Origin of the sequence: Vibrio sp. 10N.222.55.A1, from assembly GCF_041473835.1 — a bacterium.
In the GTDB taxonomy this organism is placed as follows: Bacteria; Pseudomonadota; Gammaproteobacteria; order Enterobacterales; family Vibrionaceae; genus Vibrio; species Vibrio crassostreae_C.
This window is the reverse complement of the sequence record NZ_JBFRSX010000006.1, coordinates 59,873-82,109: the sequence shown is the minus strand read 5'-3', so window position 1 is coordinate 82,109 and position 22,237 is coordinate 59,873. Positions and strand designations below refer to the sequence as shown.

The following is a 22,237-nucleotide window of genomic DNA, read 5'->3' as shown; positions in this document are numbered from 1 at the left end:
ATTTAGGCAACAACGCCTACTTGTAGTATAAAAGTAAGCGCCTAAAGAGAGTGGCAGCGTCAAATTAAACACGATTAAGACGATTAACGCAGCTCCTGCCCATACCATACCAAACTGATTCTCAAGTCCTGAAAAACCTATAGACAGATAGCACGTACCAGATATTGTAACAAGTAAAGCACTAAGGCAGCCTGATCTCATTTTGTTGCCTAGAATATTAACGAAAAAAGCAAAACTATCAGAACGCCTAATTATTTGAATTAGCATTCAAAAATTAATATTACTTTCAAATGCTATTAGTCTTTGTAAAACTCATTTATCGTCTCTTTAGTTGATTGTCACATGATTGTTTTTTCATTTGGTATCTTGAAAATAAGTTTATGCTTTGTAGTCGAAGTTTAATTCATGCCTAACATATGCTTTACAAATTCGCTGCGATCTAGAGTAACTGATTCAGGACTTTTCCCCGGCACGACCGACAGAGACACCATCGGATGTCGGTAAGGGTTCTTACAATAGCTATATCAATAGTATTGATATTTTAACTAGTGTGGTATCAGTTAATAGAAACAATACTATTGATTTTTAGATAGCTCGCCCAGTAATGAGCTTTCGCTCCACATCGTTTACTTCATGCTGAATTATTCGTTGATTGGGAAATTCGAAGGAAACAGTGCTCGTTTTGCTTCTTCATCACGTTCGGTTTTAAACTCAATGCCTTTGCCGATTTCGCGAGCACGCAGTGCAGCAGGGCGAGTGTTGATTGCGTTAAACCAACGCTTCAAGTTCGGGTAAGGTTCTAGGCCTTCTTCACCAAGCACGACTGGTGCTTTGTCAATCCAACCCCATGCAGCGACATCGACAATGGTGTACTCATTTCCTACGATAAATTCACGACCTTCCATATGCTTCTCTAACACTTCGTAGTGACGTTGTGCTTCACGTAGGTATCGGTTCACAGCGTAGTCTAAGCCTGCTGGTGCAGCATGGCGGAAGTGTACCGATTGGCCTGAATATGGACCAAGGCCACTCGCGATAAACATCATCCAAGAGAGTAGTTCAGCTCTGTCTTCTGGCTGACCGCCAAGCTTGCCTGTTTTCTCTGAGAGATATAGAAGGATAGCGTTAGAGTCGAATACACGTTGTCCTTCATCTTCAATCGCAGGCGTTTTGCCATTTGGATTGATTAAACGATATTCCGGTGAATGCTGCTCACCCTTTAAGGTATCGACAGGAACAAGTTCAAAATCTAGGCCTGTCTCTTCCAAAAACAGAGCGATCTTCATTGGGTTTGGTGTTTGGTGAAAATAGAACTTAAGCATGGGGTAACTCCTTGTATTGGTCATTTATTAAAGCACCACTTGAACGATCGTTCAATGGTTGATTTTGAATTATTTGAAGATCTTCTGACTCGCATTCCAACTCTATGTGTTGAAGACCTCGTTATTTGAGCGAGGGGTAAAATCGCGCGATTCAGTGTGTTGGATTTTAAGTTGTTGAAAAAATGAGCTTAAAGTGGTTTTTTTGATTCGTTGCTTTATGCGGAGTTCGGATTTGTGATGGGTGGTTTTTGGCGGGATAGGGCGTATGAAATCCGCAGTCAGATATTCCAACAAAAACGTTGAGCACTGGTTCAAACCAGAATTATCTGGATGCACAGGCTTATTGGTAAGTTCAAAATCGTGATCTGCTGCCACACCTTATGCAACAAATGAATATAAACGTTAGAGATTAAGGTGTGCTTCACGGTTTTTTAATCTTAGGGACTTACATTGGTGAGCAAATCTGATGTGAACACTTAACGACACAGGATCTTTTCATGAAAAAGAACATTATCGCCCTCGCTCTTGGTGGCATGCTGGCTTTTGGCGCAACACCTTATTCTTTTGCTGCTAACGACGGCGCAGTACAGGCTTCTGCGGATTACGCGCAGTTGGTGACTAAGCGACAAGTTGTCGACCAATTACTTCTTGATGCGTTGCAGGCGTTTAAGTCTCCGGCAAGAATTTCTCACGCGGGCTTTACGGCTAAAATGCCAAGCAACATGGAAATTGTGACTAACCGATTGTTAGAAGCTTACCAACTAGAACCTTACCGTACTGATTTGCTTATCTCGGCAGCGAACGCTCAGATCTACAACAAGAATGCAGAGCGCGCTATTGAGCTGTTTGAGCAAGCGCTGACGGTTGCACCAGACGATGTTGATCTTCATGCTTACCTTGCGGTTTGGCAGCGATTTGAAGGCAATGAAAGTGAATCCAATAAGCACATGGAGAAACTGGAAAGCCTGAACAAAGGTAAAGCAGAAGACATCAAACGCATTTTTGCTACGGTCGACCGCGTGTTAGAAACACCGTTGAAAGAGTCTGCGGATAAAGGCTTGCTTGATCATCATGGCGCGATTGTCACTTTGGGCTATGCGCTTAATCCAGACGGCTCTATGCATCAAATTTTGATTGAGCGTCTTGAGACAACATTGGCGATGGCTAAGGCGAACTCAGATGCGATGATCGTGTTAACGGGTGGCGTGCCCAAGAACCACAAGACTGAAGGTAAGTTAATGGCGGATTGGCTTATCGAGAAAGGGGTAAGCAAAGATCGCATCATCGAAGAGAATTACGCGACCAGCACGGTAGGCAATGCCTTATTCAGTAGCTATGCACTTGCTCGCCATGATATTAAGCACGCGACCATTATTAGCTCGGCAAGCCATGTTCGTCGTGGTCAAACTCTGTTTGAAATCGCTAGCTGGCAAACCGGCCCTCAGGGCATTACTTTTGATACGGTTTCTTACCCAGACAAGCCACTCGCAGATCTTAAGAAGGCGAGTGATGGTGAGCTACTAGGTATCTACCGAGATGCGCTTAGAACCTATGGTATGTGGAGCTACCGCTCTTACCCATTAGAGTCTCGCTAGGCTTAGGGTTACTTCACAGTAGGCAAAGTATAAGTTGCTAGTACAATCGAGCACAGCTAGATGGTATGCTGTGCTCCTACTTAATTTAGTGTTTCAAAGGCAAAAAAATGAACCCGATTTTAGCAATGTTGAAAGAGAACAATATTAGCGACGAGCAGATCAGCGAGCTATTCAAGACGTTGACCGAGAACCCTCTTGCAGCAATGGCGACGATCAGCCAACTTGGCTTACCACAAGATAAACTTCAAATGCTGATGGGCCAGGTAATGCAAAACCCTGCGCTAATCAAAGAAGCCGTTGAAGAGCTTGGCCTAGATTTCTCTAAGGTTGAAGCGGCTAAAGAACAACTTCAAAAATAAGCGAATTTGAATGAGCTAAGATCGAATTAGCTTAATCAAAATTCAATGAAAAGGTCGTTTAAGTTCAGCAACAGGCTGTCTTAACGGCCTTTTTTGATCTTGGTGGCGATTATTCACTTTGATCAAGTTGCTTTCAATCCCTGCTTCCCATTTTCTACTCAACGACTATTTCAACACAATTGACAGCACTTTTGCCAAACATGCGTTGCTACTGACAATTTACTTACTAGACTTAATTAACCTATGTGCGACTTGATATGTGCACCTTGATGAACAGTGTTTTTTGGATGAGGAATGCCCTGAATAGTAGGGATCATCAAACAATAGCGCTGTTTATTTATGGGTCACAACAAGAAAAAGAATAAGAGGGCACTCAAATAAGCCCTTTATTGAGCAGTGATTTTATAGGAAATGAGTTATGAAATATTTAAAGGAAACGGCTTTAGCTAGCCTTGTGTTGGCCGGGCTTGTTGGTTGTGGCGGAGACTCAGGATCATCAAGCAGTACGACACCCATTACCTTGAGTGTGAGTGATGCGCCCGTCGATGATGTTAAAGATGTGACGGTGACATTCAGCAAGGTAGCTTTACTTCCGATTCAGGGAGGTACAACGCTAGTGTATGACGTGTATAAAACGGACGAAAACGGTGATTACGTTGATGAAAATGGCGACCCGTTGCCAGACGGTGAAGATCCTATTCCATTAAGTGTCAATTTATTGGATTACCAAGGAAGCGATGCACTTCCTTTGATTGAAAACGAGGTAGTTCCAGTAGGTAGCTATAAACTATGTGTGTTTGCGAATGATGGCGATCACCCGACACATCCATCTTATGTTGTAGAAAACGATGACTCGATTCGTGAGTTAACGGTGAAAGGTAATGGCGCGTGCCCGCAAGGTGTTGGTAAAGAAGATAACGCTGGCGTGCTTTACTTTAATGATTCATTTAATGTGAACCAACAGAGTAACGATTTTGTTGTCGAGTTCGATCTTCGACGTGGCCTAAAGAACAGTTCGACTTTCCCTGATTACACTATTCAAAGAACGTCTGTAAGCCTTATCAATACGGTTGAGACAGGAAACATTGAAGGTACTGTTTCGAGTACCACTTTTGAAGCTTGTAACCCTACAAATGATAATACTTATGTTCAGTCGGTGTACTTGTATGAAGGTAATGTCGACAAAGCTGACATGGCGCCTATTGGCGGTTCCGATGAGGTGAAGCCGATTACTTCAGCATCAGTGGCAATGAATGAAGCACAGACTAACTATGAGTTCTCTCTGGGATTTATTGATCCAGGTACTTACTCATTGGGTTATACCTGTACCGCGCAACACGACAGTGATGAAGACAATGCTGATCCGGTTGCTGATGGTTTTGACATTTATGAAGTTCAAAATAGTGTTCAGGTAGTGGTTGGTCAGGATAACCAAGTATCGTTTTAAATCTTTGACGTGATTAAGCATTCGAATAAAAACGGCCTCTCATTTAGAGGCCGTTTTTGATCATGTCACCTAGTTAGCATGAATTTGATGATCATTGAGTGTGACTCTAGGGAAGTGATAATGTAACTTTGTATCTCTTACTTTAACCTAGCGAAATGTACTCCGGCGTTGCTCATGAAATCTAGCTTAAGCATTCGATCTTACACCAAGCAATTTAATACCCATGCTCATGATGACCATCATCAACTGGTATTGCCGATCCAAGGCAGTATTAATATCGAAATGGTGGGGTATGTCGGTAAAGTGGCGGTGGGCGAATGTGTGGTGATTCCGGTAACCACAGCACATGCGTTTAAGGCGGATGAAGCAGCGCGGTTTATTGTCGCAGATATGGCAGAGTTACCGCAGCACTTGTTAGAGCATGAGCTCTCGGTTTTCACGATAACGCCACCTTTAATGAGCTTCTTGCTGTTTGTTGAAAAGCAGTTGGAATACCAAGTAGACAGTGGTATTGAGTCATCTATCTTGGATGTGTTTTCACTGCTTTTAGAACAACAACAAGTGAGCAAGAGCATCGACCCTCGAATTCGTGCGGTACAAAGGCTGATCGCGGATAATTACACGCAGCCGTTATCCATTTCACAACTTGCAGAAACGGCTTGCTTGAGCCCCACTCAATTTAAGAAGCGCTTTAAAGAGTGCATTGGAATCAGTGCGCTTAAGTACATCACTCGCTATCGTATGGAGAAAGCTCAAGCCTTGCTTAGCCATACCGATTTACCCGTTCAATTGGTCGCAGAAAATGTGGGTTATAGTGACTTGTCTGCATTCAGTCGACGCTTCTCTCAGCACTTTGGCATGTCTCCAAGGGCGTTTTTGGGCTCGATGAAAGAGAGTCTTCCAAAACAAGAATAGCGTCCTTTTGGCAAACTCAACTTAGTATATGTTCACTATTATCTATTTCAGAAATGAAAATAGACTAGGTAATAGAAATGAATCTTGCCATCAATCGCGTTAACGAATTCCAAACGGGCACTTTAGCCATCGTGTTTGCTTCTGTTTTATGGGGCACGACAGGCACCGCCGCAAGTTTTGCGCCTGATCTAAGCCCATTAGCGATTGGTGCTTTTTCAATGGGCGTCGGCGGCTTAATGCAAGCAGTCTTGGCGTATCGAAAGATCTTATCTTCACTTGATAAGCTTTTGCTCAACAAAAAGTTGTTAGCGGCGAGTGCGCTGGCTTTGGCGATCTATCCTCTGGCTTTTTACTCTTCGATGAAGTTATCGGGTGTCGCAATGGGCACAGTGGTGTCGATAGCTACTGCTCCTTTCTTTTCTGCACTTTTAGAGTGTCTTATTAGCAAAAAGAATAATATCAACAAACGTTGGCTCACTAGCTTTGCGATTGGTGTGGTGGGTATTGGGTTGTTGGTGTTTTCAGAATCTTCATCGACGAATGAATCCGGTGATGATCTCAAGCTGTTCGGTATTGCTTTAGGTTTGCTCGCTGGGTTGTGTTACGCCATTTATTCTTGGGCGACCAAAGCACTGATCGACAAAGGGATTAAGTCACAAGCGGCGATGGGCAGCATATTTGGGCTAGGAGCGATGTTGCTACTGCCAACGCTTTGGTTTACGGGGGATAACTTGTTCGCATCGAATACCAATATGTTGGTGGTGAGTTACTTGGTGTTACTTCCTCAATGTTTAGGCTATATCGCTTTCAGTTTTGGGCTACGCCATGTCACAGCGAGTAGCGCCAACTTGATTACCTTACTTGAGCCAGTCGTTGCCGCCGTGTTGGCCGTGTGTATTGTGGGTGAGCTTATTCCATTGGTTGGATGGCTAGGTATGTTCTTGATAGTGATGTGTTTATTCATCCAATCTCAGCCAACTAAAAAGCCATTATAAGTATTTGTTAAAACGGGATTAATTGAATTAAATTCATGCGTGATTCTTATAATTGAATAAAATGAGTATCTCAGTTGCGAGAGTGCTGTTACTATCGTTATCAATAGTCGGGGGGCATATACCTTAGTTGGTGTTTGCTGAGATCGTTATTCGAGACCCGTTGAACCTGATTCAGTTAATACTGGCGTAGGGAACTATGATTACTTTGCCTACGTGGTTCAACAATGATCTCTCATTGCTTTCACCTCCACACTCTCTTTGCGGCCAAAGTTCGGTTCTCTTACGTCTTTTAGACAGTAGGAGCGACCATGACACAGTATTCCAATTCTCAAGTATCACCTAACAGCACTCAAACACCAGAAAACCAATCTTCTTCGATCAATACTCCGATTGTTTTGACCATTGCGGGTTCTGACAGTGGTGGTGGCGCGGGCATTCAAGCTGATATTAAAGCCATGTCTGCAACGGGTAGCTTCGCTTGTTCGGTAATTACCGCGATTACATCTCAGAACACCCAAGGCGTGTCCGCTATATTTCCAATCCCACTTGAGCATGTTGCTAGCCAGTTAGATGCGGTGTTCACCGATCTGAATATCGTGGCGGTAAAAGTTGGTATGTTGGCGGATTCGCAAATCATCAAAGTCGTTGCAGACAAAATCAAACAATACCAACCAAAACACTTGGTAATTGACCCTGTAATGGTCGCGACAAGCGGCGACCTTCTTCTAGAAAACTCTGCTATCACTACGCTAAAACAAGAGCTGATTCCGCTCGCAGACATCATTACGCCTAACTTGCCGGAAGGCGCGGCGTTAACAGGCAAGCCGGTACCTGAAAGCGAAGCCGAAATGCAGGACATGATTGAAGATCTGCGCGCTTTAGGTGCTAAAGCCGTTCTGCTAAAAGGTGGTCATCTAGAGAAAGATGAAAACAGCAATGACTTACTGATTCTACCAACTGCATCTGCTGTGATTAGCGCGAAGCGTTTTCCTACCAAAAACACTCATGGCACGGGCTGCACGCTCTCTTCTGCTATTGCTTCTTTCTTAGCGCAAGGCTACACGCTCTCAGACGCTGTTGACCTAGGAAAACAATACATTTCTCGCGCGATTGCTCATGCTGATGAGTTGCAAGTTGGTCAAGGTCATGGCCCGGTAAATCACTTCTTCGCTGGACACGGTAATGTCCGTTAATACGGTTGGTGTTCAACTCAGCAATGCTTCCTTACGTTATAACGACAGTGAGCACGCGACCTTATCTGGGTTGTCGCTTAGCTTAAACGCAGGTAAGTGGACGCTATTGCTAGGTCGAAGTGGCTGCGGAAAAACCACGGTATTGCGTTATCTGGCAGGCTTACTGGACGATAAGGTGGAGTGGCAGGGCACATTGGCAACGTCTGATGAATTGCCTTTAACGGATCGCATCGCATACATGGCACAGCAAGACTTGTTACTGCCATGGTTGTCGGTTATCGACAATGTTTGCCTAAGTCATCGTTTTCAAAATCCAGCTTCTGATAAAGCACTGCAAACCAATCAAGCACTAGAGTTGTTATCTGCGGTTGGTTTGGCTGATCACGCGTCTACTATGCCGGATCAATTGTCTGGTGGTATGCGCCAGCGTGTTGCTTTGGCTCGAACCTTAATGCAAGACAAGCCAGTGGTGCTGATGGATGAACCGTTCTCTGCGCTGGATGCGGTAACAAGGCACAAGCTGCAAAGTTTAGCGTGTGAATTGTTAAGAGATAAAACCGTTGTGTTGATTACTCATGATCCACAAGAAGCGGTGCGTTTGGCGGATAACTTGTATGTGTTGCAAGGCACGCCTGCGAATGCCCAGTCATTGTCTGTGCCTAACACCCTCACACCAAGAGTGTTAGATGGTGAATGCGCTGAGTTACAACAAGCGATCTTAGATCAGCTGGAGCGTGACTATGAATGATCTAACGCGGAGCGAAGCTGTGGCTCGTTCAACTAACACTCAGAACACGACTAAGCGCCCTCGTCAGATGAATCCTGTTATGCGTTTGCTGATCAGCAGTGCTGTGATTCTCGGTTTATGGCAAATGGTGGTCGTTATCTTCGAGATGCCGAGCTTCATTCTTCCCGCTCCGGCAGAAGTCTTTATTAAACTAATCGAACGCTACGATGTGTTACTCAAACACACTTGGGTGACTGCGCAAGAGATCTTACTTGGCTTGATACTTGGTTTGTCGATGGGGCTATTTTTCGCCCTGCAGATGTTGATGTTCGAACCACTAAAACGCTGGTTGTTACCTATCTTAATCGCTAGCCAAGCGATCCCTGTGTTTGCGATTGCGCCAGTATTGATGCTGTGGCTAGGTTATGGCATCGCCTCAAAAGTGGTGATGGCAGCGATCATTATCTTCTTCCCTGTGACCACGTGTTGCTACGACGGCTTACGTAATACACCGACAGGCTATCTCGATCTTGCCAAAACGATGGGCGCATCGAAATGGCAATTGCTGCGTTATATCCAACTGCCTGCTGCGCTGCCAACACTAGCGTCTGGCATTCGTGTGGCGGTGGTTATTGCCCCAATTGGCGCGGTCGTCGGCGAGTGGGTGGGTTCGAGTGAAGGGCTGGGTTACCTAATGCTACAGGCCAACGCGCGCATGATCATTGATGAGATGTTTGCTGCCTTGTTCATCTTGGCGGTGCTGTCTATCTCGCTCTACTTCATCATAGACAAGTTACTCAAAAAAGCTATCCCTTGGGAAAACCAATGATGGTTCACTCAATAACACTTTGTTTAACAAAGCTTCGCTCACGCTATTTATCTCAACAATAACTCGTTAAAAATGAGCTCTATAAACACAATAATAATATTCAAAAGGGAAGGTTAACTATGAAAAATACCAAATTGGTCGGTGCAGTGGCACTGCTTGCTTCATTGGTTTCAGGTCATGCTCTAGCGGACTCTGAACAGAAGAAACTGACGCTGATGTTGGATTGGTTTGTGAACCCGAACCACGGCCCGATTGTGATCGCTCAAGAGCGTGGCTACTTTGCTGACCAAGGCTTAGACATTGAAATTCAAGAGCCTGCAGACCCAAGCACGCCAGCAAAATTGGTTGCAGCAGGTAAGGTTGATTTAGCGGTAACTTACCAACCAAGTTTAACCATGGATGTGGCAGCGGGTCTTCCTTTAGTTCGTGCATCAACCCTTATCGCGACGCCACTGAACACACTAATGGTACTGGATAACGGCAAGAACGATTCATTAGCGGATCTGAAAGGCAAAAAGATCGGTATCGCGATTGCGGGTAACGAAGAAGCGACTATCGGTACCATGCTAGCTCAAGAAAATGTTGCATTTACAGACGTGCAAACCATCAATGTCGGTTGGGCACTTTCATCTTCATTGGCATCGGGAAAGGTAGATGCAATCTGGGGTGGCCTACGTAACTTCGAAACTAACCAGCTAGCCCTTGAAGGTTTTAAAGCAAAAGCATTCTTCCCAGAAGAGCACGGTGTGCCAGCTTACGATGAGCTGATCTTTGTTGCGAACGCAAAGAAACACGATGATGAAGCGATCAAAGCGTTCAACAAAGCATTAGAGCAAGCAACAACTTACATTGTGAACCACCCACAAGAGTCATGGAGCGAGTTTGTCGCGTATTCACCAGATACGTTGAACAACGAACTTAACCAACGCGCATGGAACGACACGCTGACTCGTTTTGCACTTCGTCCTTCTGCTGTAGATATGAAGCGTTACGACGATTACGCACAGTTCATGTTTGACAAAGGCATTATCAAATCACTACCGAAAGCCGCTGACTACGTACCGACTTTTGACTAAGGAATCTCATGAAATACCAAGACTTAATCCAAGCCTGTCAACAAGATTGGCAAGACTACACCGAGCATGATTTTGTTAAAACGCTGGCAAACGGCACACTCGCTCAGCCGTGTTTTCTGCATTACTTGAAGCAAGATTTTCTGTTTTTAAAGCAGTATGCCCGCGCTTATGCATTGGCAATTTACAAGGCTAAAACCTTGGCTGATATGCGTCGTGCACTGCCAAGTGTTCATGCGCTGCTAGATTCTGAAATCTCTCACCATGTGACTTACTGTGGTCAGTGGGGTTTAACCGAATCGGATTTAGAAAACGAACCTGAAGATTTCGGCACTGTTGCCTACACGCGCTACGTTCTAGATGCGGGTATGACGGGTGATCTTGTCGACTTATATGCGGCACTGGCTCCGTGTTCAATCGGTTATGCCGTGATTGGTAAAGCGCTGTTAGAAAGCAGTGATACTGTTTTGGAAGGCAACCCATACGCAAGCTGGCTGCAACTGTATGGCAGTGAAGAGTTCCAGTCTGGCGTAGCAACGGGCGCGGAATACTTCAATCAGTTGCTTGCTGAAATTGATATCAACAGCGAACGCGGTCAGAACATCGTTCATATCTTCAAAACCGCAACGCGTATGGAAGTGGCTTTTTGGCAGCAAGGGCTGAACGCTCTTGATGATTCAACAGCGGCTTAAAAGCGACTTTCACGAATAAGGATTTACCCATGCTTACTGAACAAATTATTCAATCGCTACGCGCAGTACGAGAGCAAAAACCACTGGTTGTGAACATCACTAACTATGTAGTGATGAACAACACGGCCAACGCGTTATTGGCGATTGGCGCTTCGCCTATTATGGCGCACTCGCAACAAGAACTGGCAGAGATGATGTCTTTCTCTGGTGCTTTGGTGATTAACATCGGCACGCTCGACAGTGTTTGGACGCCAAGAATGTGTTTTGCTGTTGAGCAAGCGAACGCGAACAACAAGGTTGTGGTTCTTGACCCTGTGGGTTGTGGTGCAAGTACGCTGCGTACTGAGACTTCTCGTGAAATTGCACGTTTAGCGGATAAATTGATCATTCGTGGTAACGCGTCTGAGATTATCGCGTTAGCGGGCGAGCAAGCACAGAGCAAAGGCGTTGATGCGCTAGATAGCAGTGATGCCGCGGTAGGTGCTGCGCAATGCTTGGTCGCTGAATACGGTGCGAATGTGGTGATTTCTGGCGAGACAGATTACGTTGTCACTAAAGACAGTGTTGTGACGTTAAACAACGGACATCCAATGATGCCGTATGTGACGGGCATGGGTTGTACTCTTACTGCATTAACGGGAGCTTTCGCTGCAGTCGGTGATGACAGTGGCTTGGCTGCCGCAGCTGTGTTGGGTGTGGTTGGTGAAATCGCAGCTGAGAACTCACGTGGCCCAGGTAGCTTGCAGATGAACTTACTCGATGAGCTGTATCAACTAGATGAAGAGACACTGATTCAACGTTTGAAGATTCAGTAGATTCAATCTAGATCTGCATTCGTAGCTTATTAAAAAGCCCTCAACACATATGTGTTGAGGGCTTTTCTATTATTGCTTCAAAACCGTATTAACTCGTCGTTGTGTTAGCTATCTCGTTATATGAGCAATTGGTTAGGTTCTAAATCGATTTACTTGGCTCTCTAGGTGGTGAGCAACCTCGGTTAAGTCGCTCGCTGCGCCAGAAATACTGCTGACTGATTCTTGGTTGCTCTGCGCGATGGTATTTGCACCTTGCGCGTTTTCACCCAACGACTTGGTCAAGCAATCCTGTTCGTCAACAGATACTGCGATTTGGCTGTTGGCTTGGTTCAGGTCTTGGATGTGTTGATTAATCACATGTAAATTCTGAGAAGCTTGCTGCGCCTGCGTTGAAGCGTCTGAAACCGTGCTGTGGCTCTCTTTGATAGACTCTAACGCATCTTTAGCGCCACGTTGTAGTGAGGTGATGAGCTCATCAATCTGGCTAGCAGAGTCTTGGGTACGTTTAGCGAGCGTTCTTACTTCATCGGCTACTACTGCAAATCCGCGACCTTGTTCACCTGCGCGCGCAGCTTCAATAGCCGCATTCAATGCCAACAGGTTGGTCTGCTCAGAAACGCCTTTGATTACTTCAAGAATGGCACCAATGTTCATCGACTCTTTGTGTAGGTCAGTCACTTTCTGGCTGCTGACCTGCATGCTTTCATCGGCGCTGCCAATTTCATGCAGTGTTTTGTCTACTTCTTTGAGTCCCATCGCCACATTCTCGGTTGCTTGGTTAGCAACTTGAGACGCGTGGTTAGCACTTGCAGCAATTTCTGATGTGCTGGAAGCCAATTGATCAACGGCAGAAGAGATATTTATCATCTCGCTATTCAATTGTGTTGCGTTGGTCGAGCTGTTATTGGTCACTTGATTGAGTGACTCCGACATCTCACCAATACGCACGCTAGAACGGTTCACTTGGCCAACAATATCGCGCAGAGATTCAATGGTGATCTCCATATTAGTCAGCAGTTCGCCAATCTCATTTTTGCTCTCAATGTTCACTTCCACATTCAGGTTGCCCTGAGAAAGCTCGTTGGTGATCTGTTTAACTTGTGCGATGCCTTTAGTAATAGAGCGAGTCACCAACACGGCGCTCGTCATGCCAATAACTAAAGCCACACCCGTCAGCAATATGATGATTTGAATCGAGCGCTTTTCGCTGGCTTGCAGTACCGGCGTGAGCGCTTGTTTCTGTTGCTCTAGAATACTTTGAGCATCGGCTACCGCGATAGCCAAGCTGTCACCAATCGAGGCAAGACTAGCGGTTCTTTGCGTGTTCTCAATCATCTGTTGATGAACTTGCTCAAAGCCCTTCGCGTACGCTTCCCGTTGGTTAGAGAAATCTTCAATCAATTCACTTTGATAAGGAGATGATTTAAGAGACTCAATATCGCCCTCGATACCTGGCAGAGCATATTCAAAGATGTCTTTACCGGCTTCGTAGGTTTTGAGGTCGTTGTTGTTTGAGTAACTGAGTACGGTGATCTTGGCTGCGAGGAAGTTCTCCATCAACATGCCTGCGTATAAGCTCGCGTTTGGATCATTGTTATTGTAAGACTCATACAATAAGCTCTGAGCCGCTTTCAGTGCGTTGGTTTCTCGTGTGACCATCTCCACGTTCACTAACTGGTCAATGAGCAGTTGGCTCTGTTTCATTGATCCATAAGCCGCATCAAAAGCTGCAACGCTGTCTTGCACTAATTGCAGGCTCGACAAGCTATCAGTATTGGTGGTGGTTTGGATTAAGTTGTTCAGCAGTTCATCAATCGCAAGTTTGCTCGATTGATAATTCGCTTCGTATTGATCATCCAATGACTCTAAGTAACGTTCAGAAGCTAAACGCATCTGAAGAAAGTGCACTTGAATGTTGCCTGACAATGTCGCCTTGTGGCTGAGGTCACTGTACTGGCTAAAGCCGTTCGACAAGGTTTGAATACCTTTGTAACTCACAAGGCCTGAAATGACGAAAAAGAGCAAGCAGATGGCATAACCCAGCTTGATCTTGAGCGCTATAGAAAGGTGGCGCATAACTATCCCTATATTTACCTGATTCCTTCATAGGGGAGTATTTCATAAAACAGCATTCTGGGCATGCTAAAGCGAATAGTTTGTGTAATAAGTAACGCTTTTGTTAGAAAAATCGGGTTTTTCGACATGCTTTCAACGAGTTGCGTATTTGAATTCAACCGCCTAACTTAAGGAATTAAGTGCTAACTTCCATGCATAGGATGTGATTTGTCGGTAAAATGGCAGAAAACCAATTTTAGAAATCGACTTCAAAGGTACGCGATGAACCCTTATAAACTTTATCTGGTGACTGACGACCAACAAGATCTAGAAACGCTTAAATTCGTGGTTGAACAAGCGGTTGCTGGTGGCGTCACTATGGTTCAAGTAAGAGAAAAACATGGGGACGTAAGAGCCTTCATTGAACGAGCACAAGCGGTTAAGTCGATTCTGGCTGGCTCAGGTGTTCCGCTGATCATCAATGACCGAGTGGACGTAGCATTGGCTGTCGACGCCGATGGTTTGCATCTGGGTCAATCGGATATGCCTGCAGAGTTAGCACGTAAGCTGATTGGTTCAGACAAGATTCTTGGGTTATCAATTGAAACTGAACAGCAGCTACAACAAGCAGATAGTTTGCCGATCGATTACATTGGTCTCAGTGCGATTTTTGCCACACCGACTAAGACGAATCTAAAGAAACATTGGGGTTATGAAGGCATTCAAATGGCTTTGAAAACAACGAAATTGCCGATTGTTGGTATCGGTGGAATCAACGAATCGAACATTCCGCAGTTGGTTCAGACAGGTATTCACGGCCTGGCGTTGGTATCAGCGATATGTCACGCAGAAGACCCGAAACAAGCGACCCAAGATTTGTTGTTTTTGATGGGAGAGTGAGTTTGTGGTGGCTAGAAAACAAATGAGACTCGTCATTTGTTTTCTAGTTAGAGCGCATTAAAGCGCTCGATGCAGTAGCCAGTAAAATTTGTGGTCTAACTTACTGAATACACAGAGCAACCGTGCCGATGACCATAAGAACGATCGCAGCGTACCAACCGTATTGTGCTGTTTTATCAGCCACAAACACCTTAATGTAGTTGATCTCTTCATGCGCCATTGCGATGAAGTCCGTGTAGTTAATCGATAACTCACGGCTAGCTTCTTTTAGGTCTTGTTGAAGCTTGTTGAAAGACTCATCGATGAAGCCCTTTGTTTCCGAAGCAGACGGAGTAGCAGTTAACGCTAGGCTATTCCAAACCGCCATACGCGATTCATATTCGCTTTCACTGACACAATTAAGTACGCGTAAATCATACTCTCGTTTGTTACGCTCTTTACCCATTTTCTCAGGGCAAATATTTCTTAAAACGTTCACGACAAATCTTCCAAAAGGTTCATTTAGATATAAAAAAGCACTCAAAGAGCGCTCATAAACTGGGTGCGAATTAATATTCAAAAAGTGATCTATTTGAAACCGATATAAGCAACGGCAAGGCTGAGCGCTTATCTGGGAGATTTGAAGTTGGGTCAGTGGTGTTAAAGAGCGATTTGGGCCTGTCTATATTCGTTTGAAAAGACAAACCCGTTGGGATCGCATAGTAGTTATGTCACTTTGGGACATCAACTAGGGTGTTTTGTCTAAACGATAAAGATCTTTATCAGCAATAAAAGTGAAAATGGGGTAGCGGTGGTGTGTTCCATGCCGATATTGAATCTCTGAATTGACGATGTTTTGAAAATAGAGATGATTTGTAAACAGGGGAGGCTAGTTGGCTTGCCATTGATTGTACTGCAGTGAGTGCCCCTTAAGCTGCTCAATAAGGCTGGTGAGAACTGGGCCATTGATGTGGCTGCGAGAAACTAAACAACCTACTGGAGTAATCCAACCACCATGCTCGTGTGAGACAGGTAACGCCACAATATCGCCTTTTTGAATGCCTTCCATCACCATCATCTCGGGCACATTTGCCCAACCCACGTTTTGTTCAACGAGATCAACAATGTTCTTGTGGTTGTTCGCATACCAACGCATTGAGCTAATACCATAGGTGAACCACAGTTCGCGCTGCTTTGAGCTGCGATGCACACATTGGCGATAGCGCTTGAGGTCTGAGTCTTGTACTACCGACATTTGGCTGAGTTCGTGAGTGGCAGAGCTAACGGTTAGGAAACGCGCTTGGCCCAGTAAGAAGAAGTCCATATCCACTTTAAGTTCACCATCCGCATAGATGATGCCAATCTGTGTTTTTCCGCGTCTTACTAGGTCTTCAACATCAAAGGTTGAGGTGGTAATGATATCGAAGTGTGTGATTGGAAATTGATCGGCGAGTGAGCTGATTATCTTAATAAAGTTCTTATCTATGATGCTTTCATCAACCGCAATGATCAGTTCGTGCTCATCTTCTTGGGTCAGCGATTCTACTTTTTGATCGAAGTACTTTTGCTGGTCAAGAATGGACTTAGCCACAGGCAATAACGCTTTACCTTTGCTGGTTAAAACGGGGATGTTTTTCTCTCGGTTAAACAGCTCTTGGTCAATGGCAATTTCGAGGTTGGCTATCGATTGGCTTACCCCAGACTGAGCGCGTTTCAGTTTGCGAGCGGCGGCAGAGAAAGAGCCACTTTCACACACCGTGACGAAGACTTTTAGTTGCTCAAAACTGTACATGTTATCTCTCGCTCAATACAAAATGGGGTACTTATACTTAAGCTATCACTAAACGTGATGGCTGTTAACTTTCTCTTATTGTTTTCGGTGACATAATTTCGGTAAGTCCACCATGTTATAAATTGCTATAGGAATGTATGAGTACGTTAGAAAGAGTGTTTCACTCTGTGTTATTTGAAGTATTGGCCGTAACACTATCAATTATAGGCTTAGCGATATTTACTGATCATGATGTGAATGCCTTATCAGGAACCATGATAGTTGTTGCGACCATCGCGATGATTTGGAACTACTGTTTCAACCGCATTTTTGATCGCTACTTCACGGGTGAAAAATCAAAGCGTTCGCTCAAGTTACGTGTTTTTCATGTCGTGCTATTTGAGGCAGGCTTGCTGGTGGCGACGATCCCAGTTATGGCTTACTTACTTGATGTGGGGATTTGGCAGGCATTTTTAATGGATATCGGCGTGACCATTTTTATTACCATTTACGCGTTTGTGTTTAATCTGATTTATGATCATATACGAGCATTCTGGGTACGCAGAGCGGACTTAGCCGTTCAGTAATCTACCAAGTCAGTAAACACGAGCTTGGTTACTAACCGTTTGTTTATTCGTTATTTTGACGGAGATATTCGGTTAGTAGGCCTAGGTAACCCGGCACTGGTTGGCATTCAAAGTGGCGGTCTCGAATCTTTTCAATCTCTTCCGCTTAATAGTTAGTGTAACCCTATGCACTTATTGTTCGATATGTAATTTGAATTTGTATGTGTCGTAAAATGGTAAATATCTTAATTAAAACTTAGCCATCATAGTCATTCGCCCATCACCAGAGCAGACTATGAACAAGTTAAGTTATGACCGAAAAATGCCGCTATACGTGGTGTCTGCACTTGTCCTCAATATGGCATTTAGCTTGTGGTTGCTGAGTATTGCTTCTACGCCAGCCATGTTTTTTTCGGTGTGTGCGTTGTTTTTACTTAGCACTCTTATTACCGCACGCCTTTATCGACATGAAATGGCTCAAAGCAAGAATAACTTGTCGGAAGCGATCATTGATGGTGTCGCAGGTTTTATTGTCCTCGATAGTCAATTGAGGGTCATACAAGTGAATCAACAATTCTCTCGGGTTTCAGGTTATGCCTTTGACCAAGTCGAATCTCGTCCGATTTCTGATCTCTGTTTTATGAATAACAGCAGCCTAATCACGACCATTACTCGCTCACTGAAGGAAAACCAGAGATGGAAAGGTGAGTTGAGTGGCGTCAGTCGACTTGGTGAGCAGTTTACCGTAAACGTTGTGGTGGAAAAGCTAACTGAAATTCTGCCGCACAATAACAAGTACGTGGTGACCTTTACGGATATTAGCCGACGCAAGATATTGGAGCGTCGATTAAGAATGCTGGTGGAAACGGATTCACTGACAGGGTGCTGGAATCGACGCCGCTTTGATAACGACTTAAAACATTATTCTAACCTGGCAGAGCGTTATGGTTACACACATTCCTGTTTGGCGTTGATCGATTTAGATCACTTCAAGGCTATCAATGATAATCACGGTCATGACCAAGGTGATTCAGCGCTGAAAGAGGTCGCTGAACTGTTGAGAAACAACAGCCGAGACACTGATATCGTCGCGCGAGTAGGCGGAGAAGAGTTCGCTATCTTGATGCCTGAAACCAATTTGGCAGAAGCGTTTGAGGCGATGTATCGACTGAAAGAAGTGATTACCAAAGGGACAACATTGAACCTGACCGTGAGCAGTGGTGTGTCTGAAATACAGGCGCAAGCCGAAGCGACCTATCGCAGTGCAGATAAGGCACTTATATCATTTGCAACGTTTTGTTTACTAAATCTAACCCTATTTACTTGAGTTTTCCATCACCGGGCTTATTTTTAAAGTATTAATTTTGTTGATGTTAGTTATCTAGAAGGGAGTCCCATGTCAGAAGTCAACGGGAATGCGCAAGAAGCCAAGGAAGAAGTTGGCCAGCAAGAAAATGGAAAAGACAAAGTAAGAAAGGTCACCAACTACTTATTGTTGTTCGTAGCGTTCATGTTGATCTTCAGTATCATTTCAGACCGCATCATCCCTATTACTGATAATGCTCGTGTCAAAGGTTATATCGTTCCAATCAAACCTGAGGTGTCGGGTAAAGTGCTCGATATTCTTGTTCAACCTAACCAACTGGTTAATCAAGGCGATAAGCTAGCCATTTTAGATGAGTCTGATTACCAAATAGCCGTACAACAAGCCGAGCAAAATTTAGAGATTGCTGGCCAAAATGTCGGCGCGCAAACCGCGAGTATTGCTTCAGCTCAAGCAAAACTCACTTCAGCTATTGTTGAAAGACAAAACACCAAACTGCAAGCCAAGCGTGTTTTAGAGATGTCCGATAAAGGTGTCGTTTCTAAATCAGATGCAGATAAAGCGCGAGCAGCATTAGCGACCTCTCGTGCGGCGGTTGTGAATGCAGAAGCTGACCTTGACCGTGCTAAGAAACAAATGGGTAAAGAAGGCGAAGAAAATAGCCAAGTGAAAGCGGCGTTGCTGGCACTTGAACAAGCTCAATTGAACCTAGAGCGCACCGTGATTACTGCACCGACACAAGGTGGTGTCTCTAACTTTAGCCTGTCTGAAGGTTTCTATGCATCAGCAGGGCAAGCAATCATGACCTTTGTTTCAACCGAAGATATTTGGATTGAAGCTTATTATCGAGAGAACAGCCTAGGTCACGTTGGCTGTTTTCTTGGCGGCGTGGATAAACTGGCCACTTGCGTTTGTGGCGCCAGTGTTCACAGCTAAGTTCTTAATTGATAAACCAAATCTCCATAAAGAAACGGTCTACGAATTGCTCTTGGCCGTTGTGGTGACAATGGGGTTAGGTTTATTACTGTCGCGAGGAATTACCCATTATCCAATCCCATTGCTGATTTTAGTGGGGTTAATGATGCTGTGGGGTTACTACTTGTTTGTCGACCCAAAATGGAACCTGTTTGCCACCATACTGTTGATTGCGGTTTTGATGTTGCCATTCATGGCGATTGATAACCCCGGCGTGTCAGTAATGCTGGCCTCTGGCTTAGCGACCTCTGGTGTGGTTTCAGTCATGCTTTTTGCGTTAGTGCATGTGTTTTTCCCTGAGCCAAAATCGGCGTTCTCAGGCTTCGCTGCTGCGCCACTCGAAAAGAAACAGCGTTGGTATGTGGCCTTTAGGGCGATGATCATCTCCTATCCAGTGGTGTGCTTTTTCTTTATTTTTCAAATATCTGAAGCTTTACTGACAATGATGTTCATTGCGTTGTTATCGTTGATGATTACGTCAGAGAAGTCGATAAAGTTGAGCGCTTTTTTGGTGATAAGTAACGGTATCGGGGGATTGCTGGCGATTGCTGCTTTTTCAATTCTTTCTATAGTACCCAACATTGTCTTCTATTCTTTGTTTATAGGACTTATTGCCATTCTTATGGCTACCAAGATCTACACGGTTCCCGAAAAAGCACCTATTTTCGCCACTGCATTTAGTACGTTGCTCGTACTGGTTGGTAGCACGTTGATGAGCTCCGGTGACATCGATAGCAACACTCTTATACGCATATTCCAATTAGTGTTAATTGGCATATATATGATTTTGGCTTCTCTATTCCTAGAAACACGGAATTGGAAGTTTCTACAAAATCAGCCTTAATTTTGTCTAACAAGGACGTCTCATGAAGTTAACCGATGATTTTTCAAAACAGGCGATAGACGCTGCCATCAAGATCGCAGCGATTGCCATGCTCGTGTATTGGTGTTTTTCGATTTTGCGCCCATTCATTCTTTTGGTGATATGGGGTGCGATCATTGCGACTGCGTTGTATCCAGTGGCGGTCGCAATTTCAAATAAAACCGGGATGTCGAAAGGTAAAGCCAGTGCATTGCTGAGCTTTATTGGTGTGATTCTTCTATTTATTCCTTTGGCGGCGCTTTCTTCTGGTATCTACACCAGCGCGACTGACCTGATGACAGGGCTTCAAGATGGCACATTGTCATTGCCCAAACCGAAAGAGTCCTTACAAGATATTCCATTAATAGGGGAAAAGGTTTATTCAACCTTGGTTGCCGCCTCCAACAATATTGAAGGCACTTTCATAAAGTATGCGGATGAACTTAAACAGTTTGCGACGAAAGCGGCTTCTGTTCTTGGCTCGTTAGGTGGCGGCTTTATTCAGTTCATCATCTCTACCATCATTGCGGGTGCATTCATGAGTAATGCCGATAAATGCAAAACCGGCGTGACTCACTTAGTGGCGCGTTTAACGGGCGGTAAAGGTGAAGAGTTGGTAGAGCTCTCTAAATCGACCGTGCGAAGCGTTGTGCAAGGTGTGATTGGTGTGGCTGTGATTCAATCCATGATGTCGGCAATCGGTTTGGTGATTGCAGGCGTTCCAGCAGCTGCGTTTTGGGCGCTAGCTGTGCTGCTCATTGCGATAATCCAACTTCCACCGATTCTCGCTCTATTACCGGCGATCATCTACATGTTCAGCGTTGAATCGACACTGGCGGCGAGCTTGTTCTTAGTGTGGTGTATTTTGGTGAGCGGCAGTGACGCTATCTTAAAGCCAGTATTGCTGAGCCGTGGCTCTCACATTCCAATGTTGGTAATTCTATTGGGTGCACTGGGCGGAATGGCGATGTCAGGCATCGTCGGTCTGTTTGTCGGTGCTGTGATACTGAGTTTAAGCTATGAGCTGATGATGGCGTGGCTTGGACTTGAAGAGAAAAACCAACAAGAAACTGAGAAAAAACCTGCAGAGGTCGAGGGAAAATAGATGAAGCCAGTCTCTAAAGACGACAACTTCTACTTCTTATTCTATGCACTGTTGGTGTTGTTTCTTGGTTGCGCGGTGATGCAGCAGTTTTATCCGCAAGGCCAGAAAACAATCCTATTTCTTATCATTATTACGTTGGCGAGTTCAATTGCCGGTATTCATAAAGAGCGAGCCTTGTATCGCTCTTGGTATGGGCTGTTATTGATTACGGCGCTCGTGTCTGGCGTGTTTTCATTTTTGGAAGGCTATAACCTGTCGATAGTGACGCTATCGGCGTTGGCTGTGTTCTTGTTTTCACACATTTACTCGGCGTTGAAGCAGGTGATGAAAGCCAAAACGGTGACACCCAATCACATCATCGGCTCCATCTGTATTTACTTGTTGCTAGGGTTTGCTTGGTCGACCATCTACTTGTTAATTTTAGAGATCTTTCCTAATGCCTTTAACGGGTTAGAAGAGCAAGTCTGGCTGACGAACTTGTTTAATGCGATGTACTTTAGCTTTATCACCTTGACTACGGTTGGTTACGGCGACATATCACCAGCTCTGCCTATTGCTCAATTCTTTGTGTTTATGGAATCCATTATCGGCAGCTTTTACTTAGCTATCATGGTGGCGAGTTTGGTGAGCATTCGACTTGCACAGTCTCAGTCCCAATAGAGCATTTACAAATAATAGAGCACATACAAACAAGCCCGGCAATCGCCGGGCTTGTTCTATTTTATGAGCTCAAAAGTC

21 protein-coding genes, 1 pseudogene and 1 riboswitch are annotated in these 22,237 nt (G+C 44.7%); of the genes and pseudogenes, 18 read left to right on the top strand and 4 right to left on the bottom strand.

Annotated features, from left to right (window positions below):
• Nucleotides 1-641: 641 nt before the first annotated feature.
• Nucleotides 642-1,322, bottom strand: a complete 681-nt coding sequence (locus AB4493_RS01420) for a glutathione S-transferase family protein (RefSeq protein WP_017061920.1) — start codon at nucleotides 1,320-1,322, stop codon at nucleotides 642-644.
• Between the two features lie 497 nt (nucleotides 1,323-1,819).
• On the opposite strand from AB4493_RS01420, the gene AB4493_RS01415 reads away from it, so the two are divergent.
• The 11 genes from AB4493_RS01415 (at nucleotide 1,820) to thiM (ending at nucleotide 11,962) form a co-directional block, all read left to right on the top strand.
• Complete coding sequence (locus tag AB4493_RS01415; RefSeq protein WP_017061919.1) at nucleotides 1,820-2,917, top strand: YdcF family protein; 1,098 nt, start codon at nucleotides 1,820-1,822, stop codon at nucleotides 2,915-2,917.
• A 107-nt stretch (nucleotides 2,918-3,024) separates the two neighbouring features.
• Nucleotides 3,025-3,276: a DUF2999 family protein gene (locus AB4493_RS01410; protein WP_004731647.1), complete on the top strand. Its 252-nt coding sequence runs from the start codon at nucleotides 3,025-3,027 to the stop codon at nucleotides 3,274-3,276.
• 418 nt (nucleotides 3,277-3,694) lie between these two features.
• The gene (locus tag AB4493_RS01405) at nucleotides 3,695-4,723 is read left to right on the top strand and encodes a DUF4382 domain-containing protein (RefSeq protein WP_136974469.1); all 1,029 of its coding nucleotides are present in this window, start codon (nucleotides 3,695-3,697) and stop codon (nucleotides 4,721-4,723) included.
• Nucleotides 4,724-4,897: 174 nt separating this feature from the next.
• The gene (locus tag AB4493_RS01400; RefSeq protein WP_372154411.1) at nucleotides 4,898-5,638 is read left to right on the top strand and encodes a helix-turn-helix domain-containing protein; all 741 of its coding nucleotides are present in this window, start codon (nucleotides 4,898-4,900) and stop codon (nucleotides 5,636-5,638) included.
• 77 nt (nucleotides 5,639-5,715) lie between these two features.
• A complete protein-coding gene (locus AB4493_RS01395; protein WP_372154410.1) occupies nucleotides 5,716-6,633 on the top strand; it encodes a DMT family transporter in 918 nt (305 codons plus the stop codon).
• Between the two features lie 98 nt (nucleotides 6,634-6,731).
• Nucleotides 6,732-6,843: riboswitch (TPP riboswitch) on the top strand.
• A 98-nt stretch (nucleotides 6,844-6,941) separates the two neighbouring features.
• Nucleotides 6,942-7,826: a bifunctional hydroxymethylpyrimidine kinase/phosphomethylpyrimidine kinase gene (gene thiD / locus AB4493_RS01390; RefSeq protein ID WP_372154409.1), complete on the top strand. Its 885-nt coding sequence runs from the start codon at nucleotides 6,942-6,944 to the stop codon at nucleotides 7,824-7,826.
• Nucleotides 7,816-8,574 (top strand): ABC transporter ATP-binding protein, encoded by a 759-nt coding sequence (locus AB4493_RS01385; protein WP_372154408.1) that lies wholly within the window; start codon nucleotides 7,816-7,818, stop codon nucleotides 8,572-8,574. Before thiD ends, AB4493_RS01385 begins: the two co-directional genes overlap by 11 nt.
• Nucleotides 8,567-9,382 carry an ABC transporter permease gene (locus tag AB4493_RS01380; RefSeq protein ID WP_372154407.1) on the top strand — a complete coding sequence of 272 codons (816 nt, stop codon included), beginning with the start codon at nucleotides 8,567-8,569 and terminating at the stop codon, nucleotides 9,380-9,382. Before AB4493_RS01385 ends, AB4493_RS01380 begins: the two co-directional genes overlap by 8 nt.
• A gap of 119 nt (nucleotides 9,383-9,501) precedes the next feature.
• The gene (locus tag AB4493_RS01375) at nucleotides 9,502-10,458 is read left to right on the top strand and encodes an ABC transporter substrate-binding protein (protein WP_372154406.1); all 957 of its coding nucleotides are present in this window, start codon (nucleotides 9,502-9,504) and stop codon (nucleotides 10,456-10,458) included.
• Nucleotides 10,459-10,466: 8 nt separating this feature from the next.
• A complete protein-coding gene (gene tenA / locus AB4493_RS01370) occupies nucleotides 10,467-11,147 on the top strand; it encodes a thiaminase II (protein WP_017061912.1) in 681 nt (226 codons plus the stop codon).
• A gap of 29 nt (nucleotides 11,148-11,176) precedes the next feature.
• On the top strand, nucleotides 11,177-11,962 hold the full coding sequence (thiM, locus tag AB4493_RS01365) for a hydroxyethylthiazole kinase (RefSeq protein ID WP_132762324.1): 786 nt from the start codon (nucleotides 11,177-11,179) through the stop codon (nucleotides 11,960-11,962).
• A gap of 132 nt (nucleotides 11,963-12,094) precedes the next feature.
• Here the strand turns inward: thiM and AB4493_RS01360 are convergent, their stop codons facing one another.
• Nucleotides 12,095-14,038, bottom strand: coding sequence for a methyl-accepting chemotaxis protein (locus tag AB4493_RS01360; protein ID WP_372154405.1), 1,944 nt, complete (start codon nucleotides 14,036-14,038; stop codon nucleotides 12,095-12,097).
• Nucleotides 14,039-14,299: 261 nt separating this feature from the next.
• Between AB4493_RS01360 and thiE the strand changes: the two genes are divergently transcribed.
• Nucleotides 14,300-14,917, top strand: a complete 618-nt coding sequence (thiE, locus tag AB4493_RS01355; protein ID WP_017061909.1) for a thiamine phosphate synthase — start codon at nucleotides 14,300-14,302, stop codon at nucleotides 14,915-14,917.
• A gap of 100 nt (nucleotides 14,918-15,017) precedes the next feature.
• On the opposite strand, the gene AB4493_RS01350 is transcribed toward thiE, so the two are convergent.
• Nucleotides 15,018-15,362, bottom strand: a complete 345-nt coding sequence (locus AB4493_RS01350; protein WP_017064409.1) for a hypothetical protein — start codon at nucleotides 15,360-15,362, stop codon at nucleotides 15,018-15,020.
• Between the two features lie 423 nt (nucleotides 15,363-15,785).
• Nucleotides 15,786-16,688 (bottom strand): LysR family transcriptional regulator, encoded by a 903-nt coding sequence (locus tag AB4493_RS01345; RefSeq protein ID WP_372154404.1) that lies wholly within the window; start codon nucleotides 16,686-16,688, stop codon nucleotides 15,786-15,788.
• 137 nt (nucleotides 16,689-16,825) lie between these two features.
• Between AB4493_RS01345 and AB4493_RS01340 the strand changes: the two genes are divergently transcribed.
• The 6 genes and pseudogenes from AB4493_RS01340 to AB4493_RS01315 all read left to right on the top strand — a co-directional run bounded on the left by AB4493_RS01340 (nucleotide 16,826) and on the right by AB4493_RS01315 (nucleotide 22,159).
• Complete coding sequence (locus tag AB4493_RS01340) at nucleotides 16,826-17,254, top strand: PACE efflux transporter (protein WP_017077482.1); 429 nt, start codon at nucleotides 16,826-16,828, stop codon at nucleotides 17,252-17,254.
• Between the two features lie 274 nt (nucleotides 17,255-17,528).
• Nucleotides 17,529-18,560, top strand: coding sequence for a diguanylate cyclase (locus AB4493_RS01335; protein ID WP_372154403.1), 1,032 nt, complete (start codon nucleotides 17,529-17,531; stop codon nucleotides 18,558-18,560).
• Nucleotides 18,561-18,629: 69 nt separating this feature from the next.
• Nucleotides 18,630-19,427: pseudogene (locus AB4493_RS01330) on the top strand (HlyD family secretion protein); the annotation flags it as partial.
• The gene (locus AB4493_RS01325) at nucleotides 19,426-20,376 is read left to right on the top strand and encodes a DUF2955 domain-containing protein (RefSeq protein ID WP_372154402.1); all 951 of its coding nucleotides are present in this window, start codon (nucleotides 19,426-19,428) and stop codon (nucleotides 20,374-20,376) included. The pseudogene AB4493_RS01330 and the gene AB4493_RS01325, both read left to right, overlap by 2 nt.
• Nucleotides 20,377-20,398: 22 nt before the next feature.
• The gene (locus AB4493_RS01320; RefSeq protein ID WP_136974477.1) at nucleotides 20,399-21,499 is read left to right on the top strand and encodes an AI-2E family transporter; all 1,101 of its coding nucleotides are present in this window, start codon (nucleotides 20,399-20,401) and stop codon (nucleotides 21,497-21,499) included.
• On the top strand, nucleotides 21,500-22,159 hold the full coding sequence (locus AB4493_RS01315) for a potassium channel family protein (RefSeq protein WP_017061900.1): 660 nt from the start codon (nucleotides 21,500-21,502) through the stop codon (nucleotides 22,157-22,159).
• The last annotated feature ends 78 nt before the right edge of the window (nucleotides 22,160-22,237 follow it).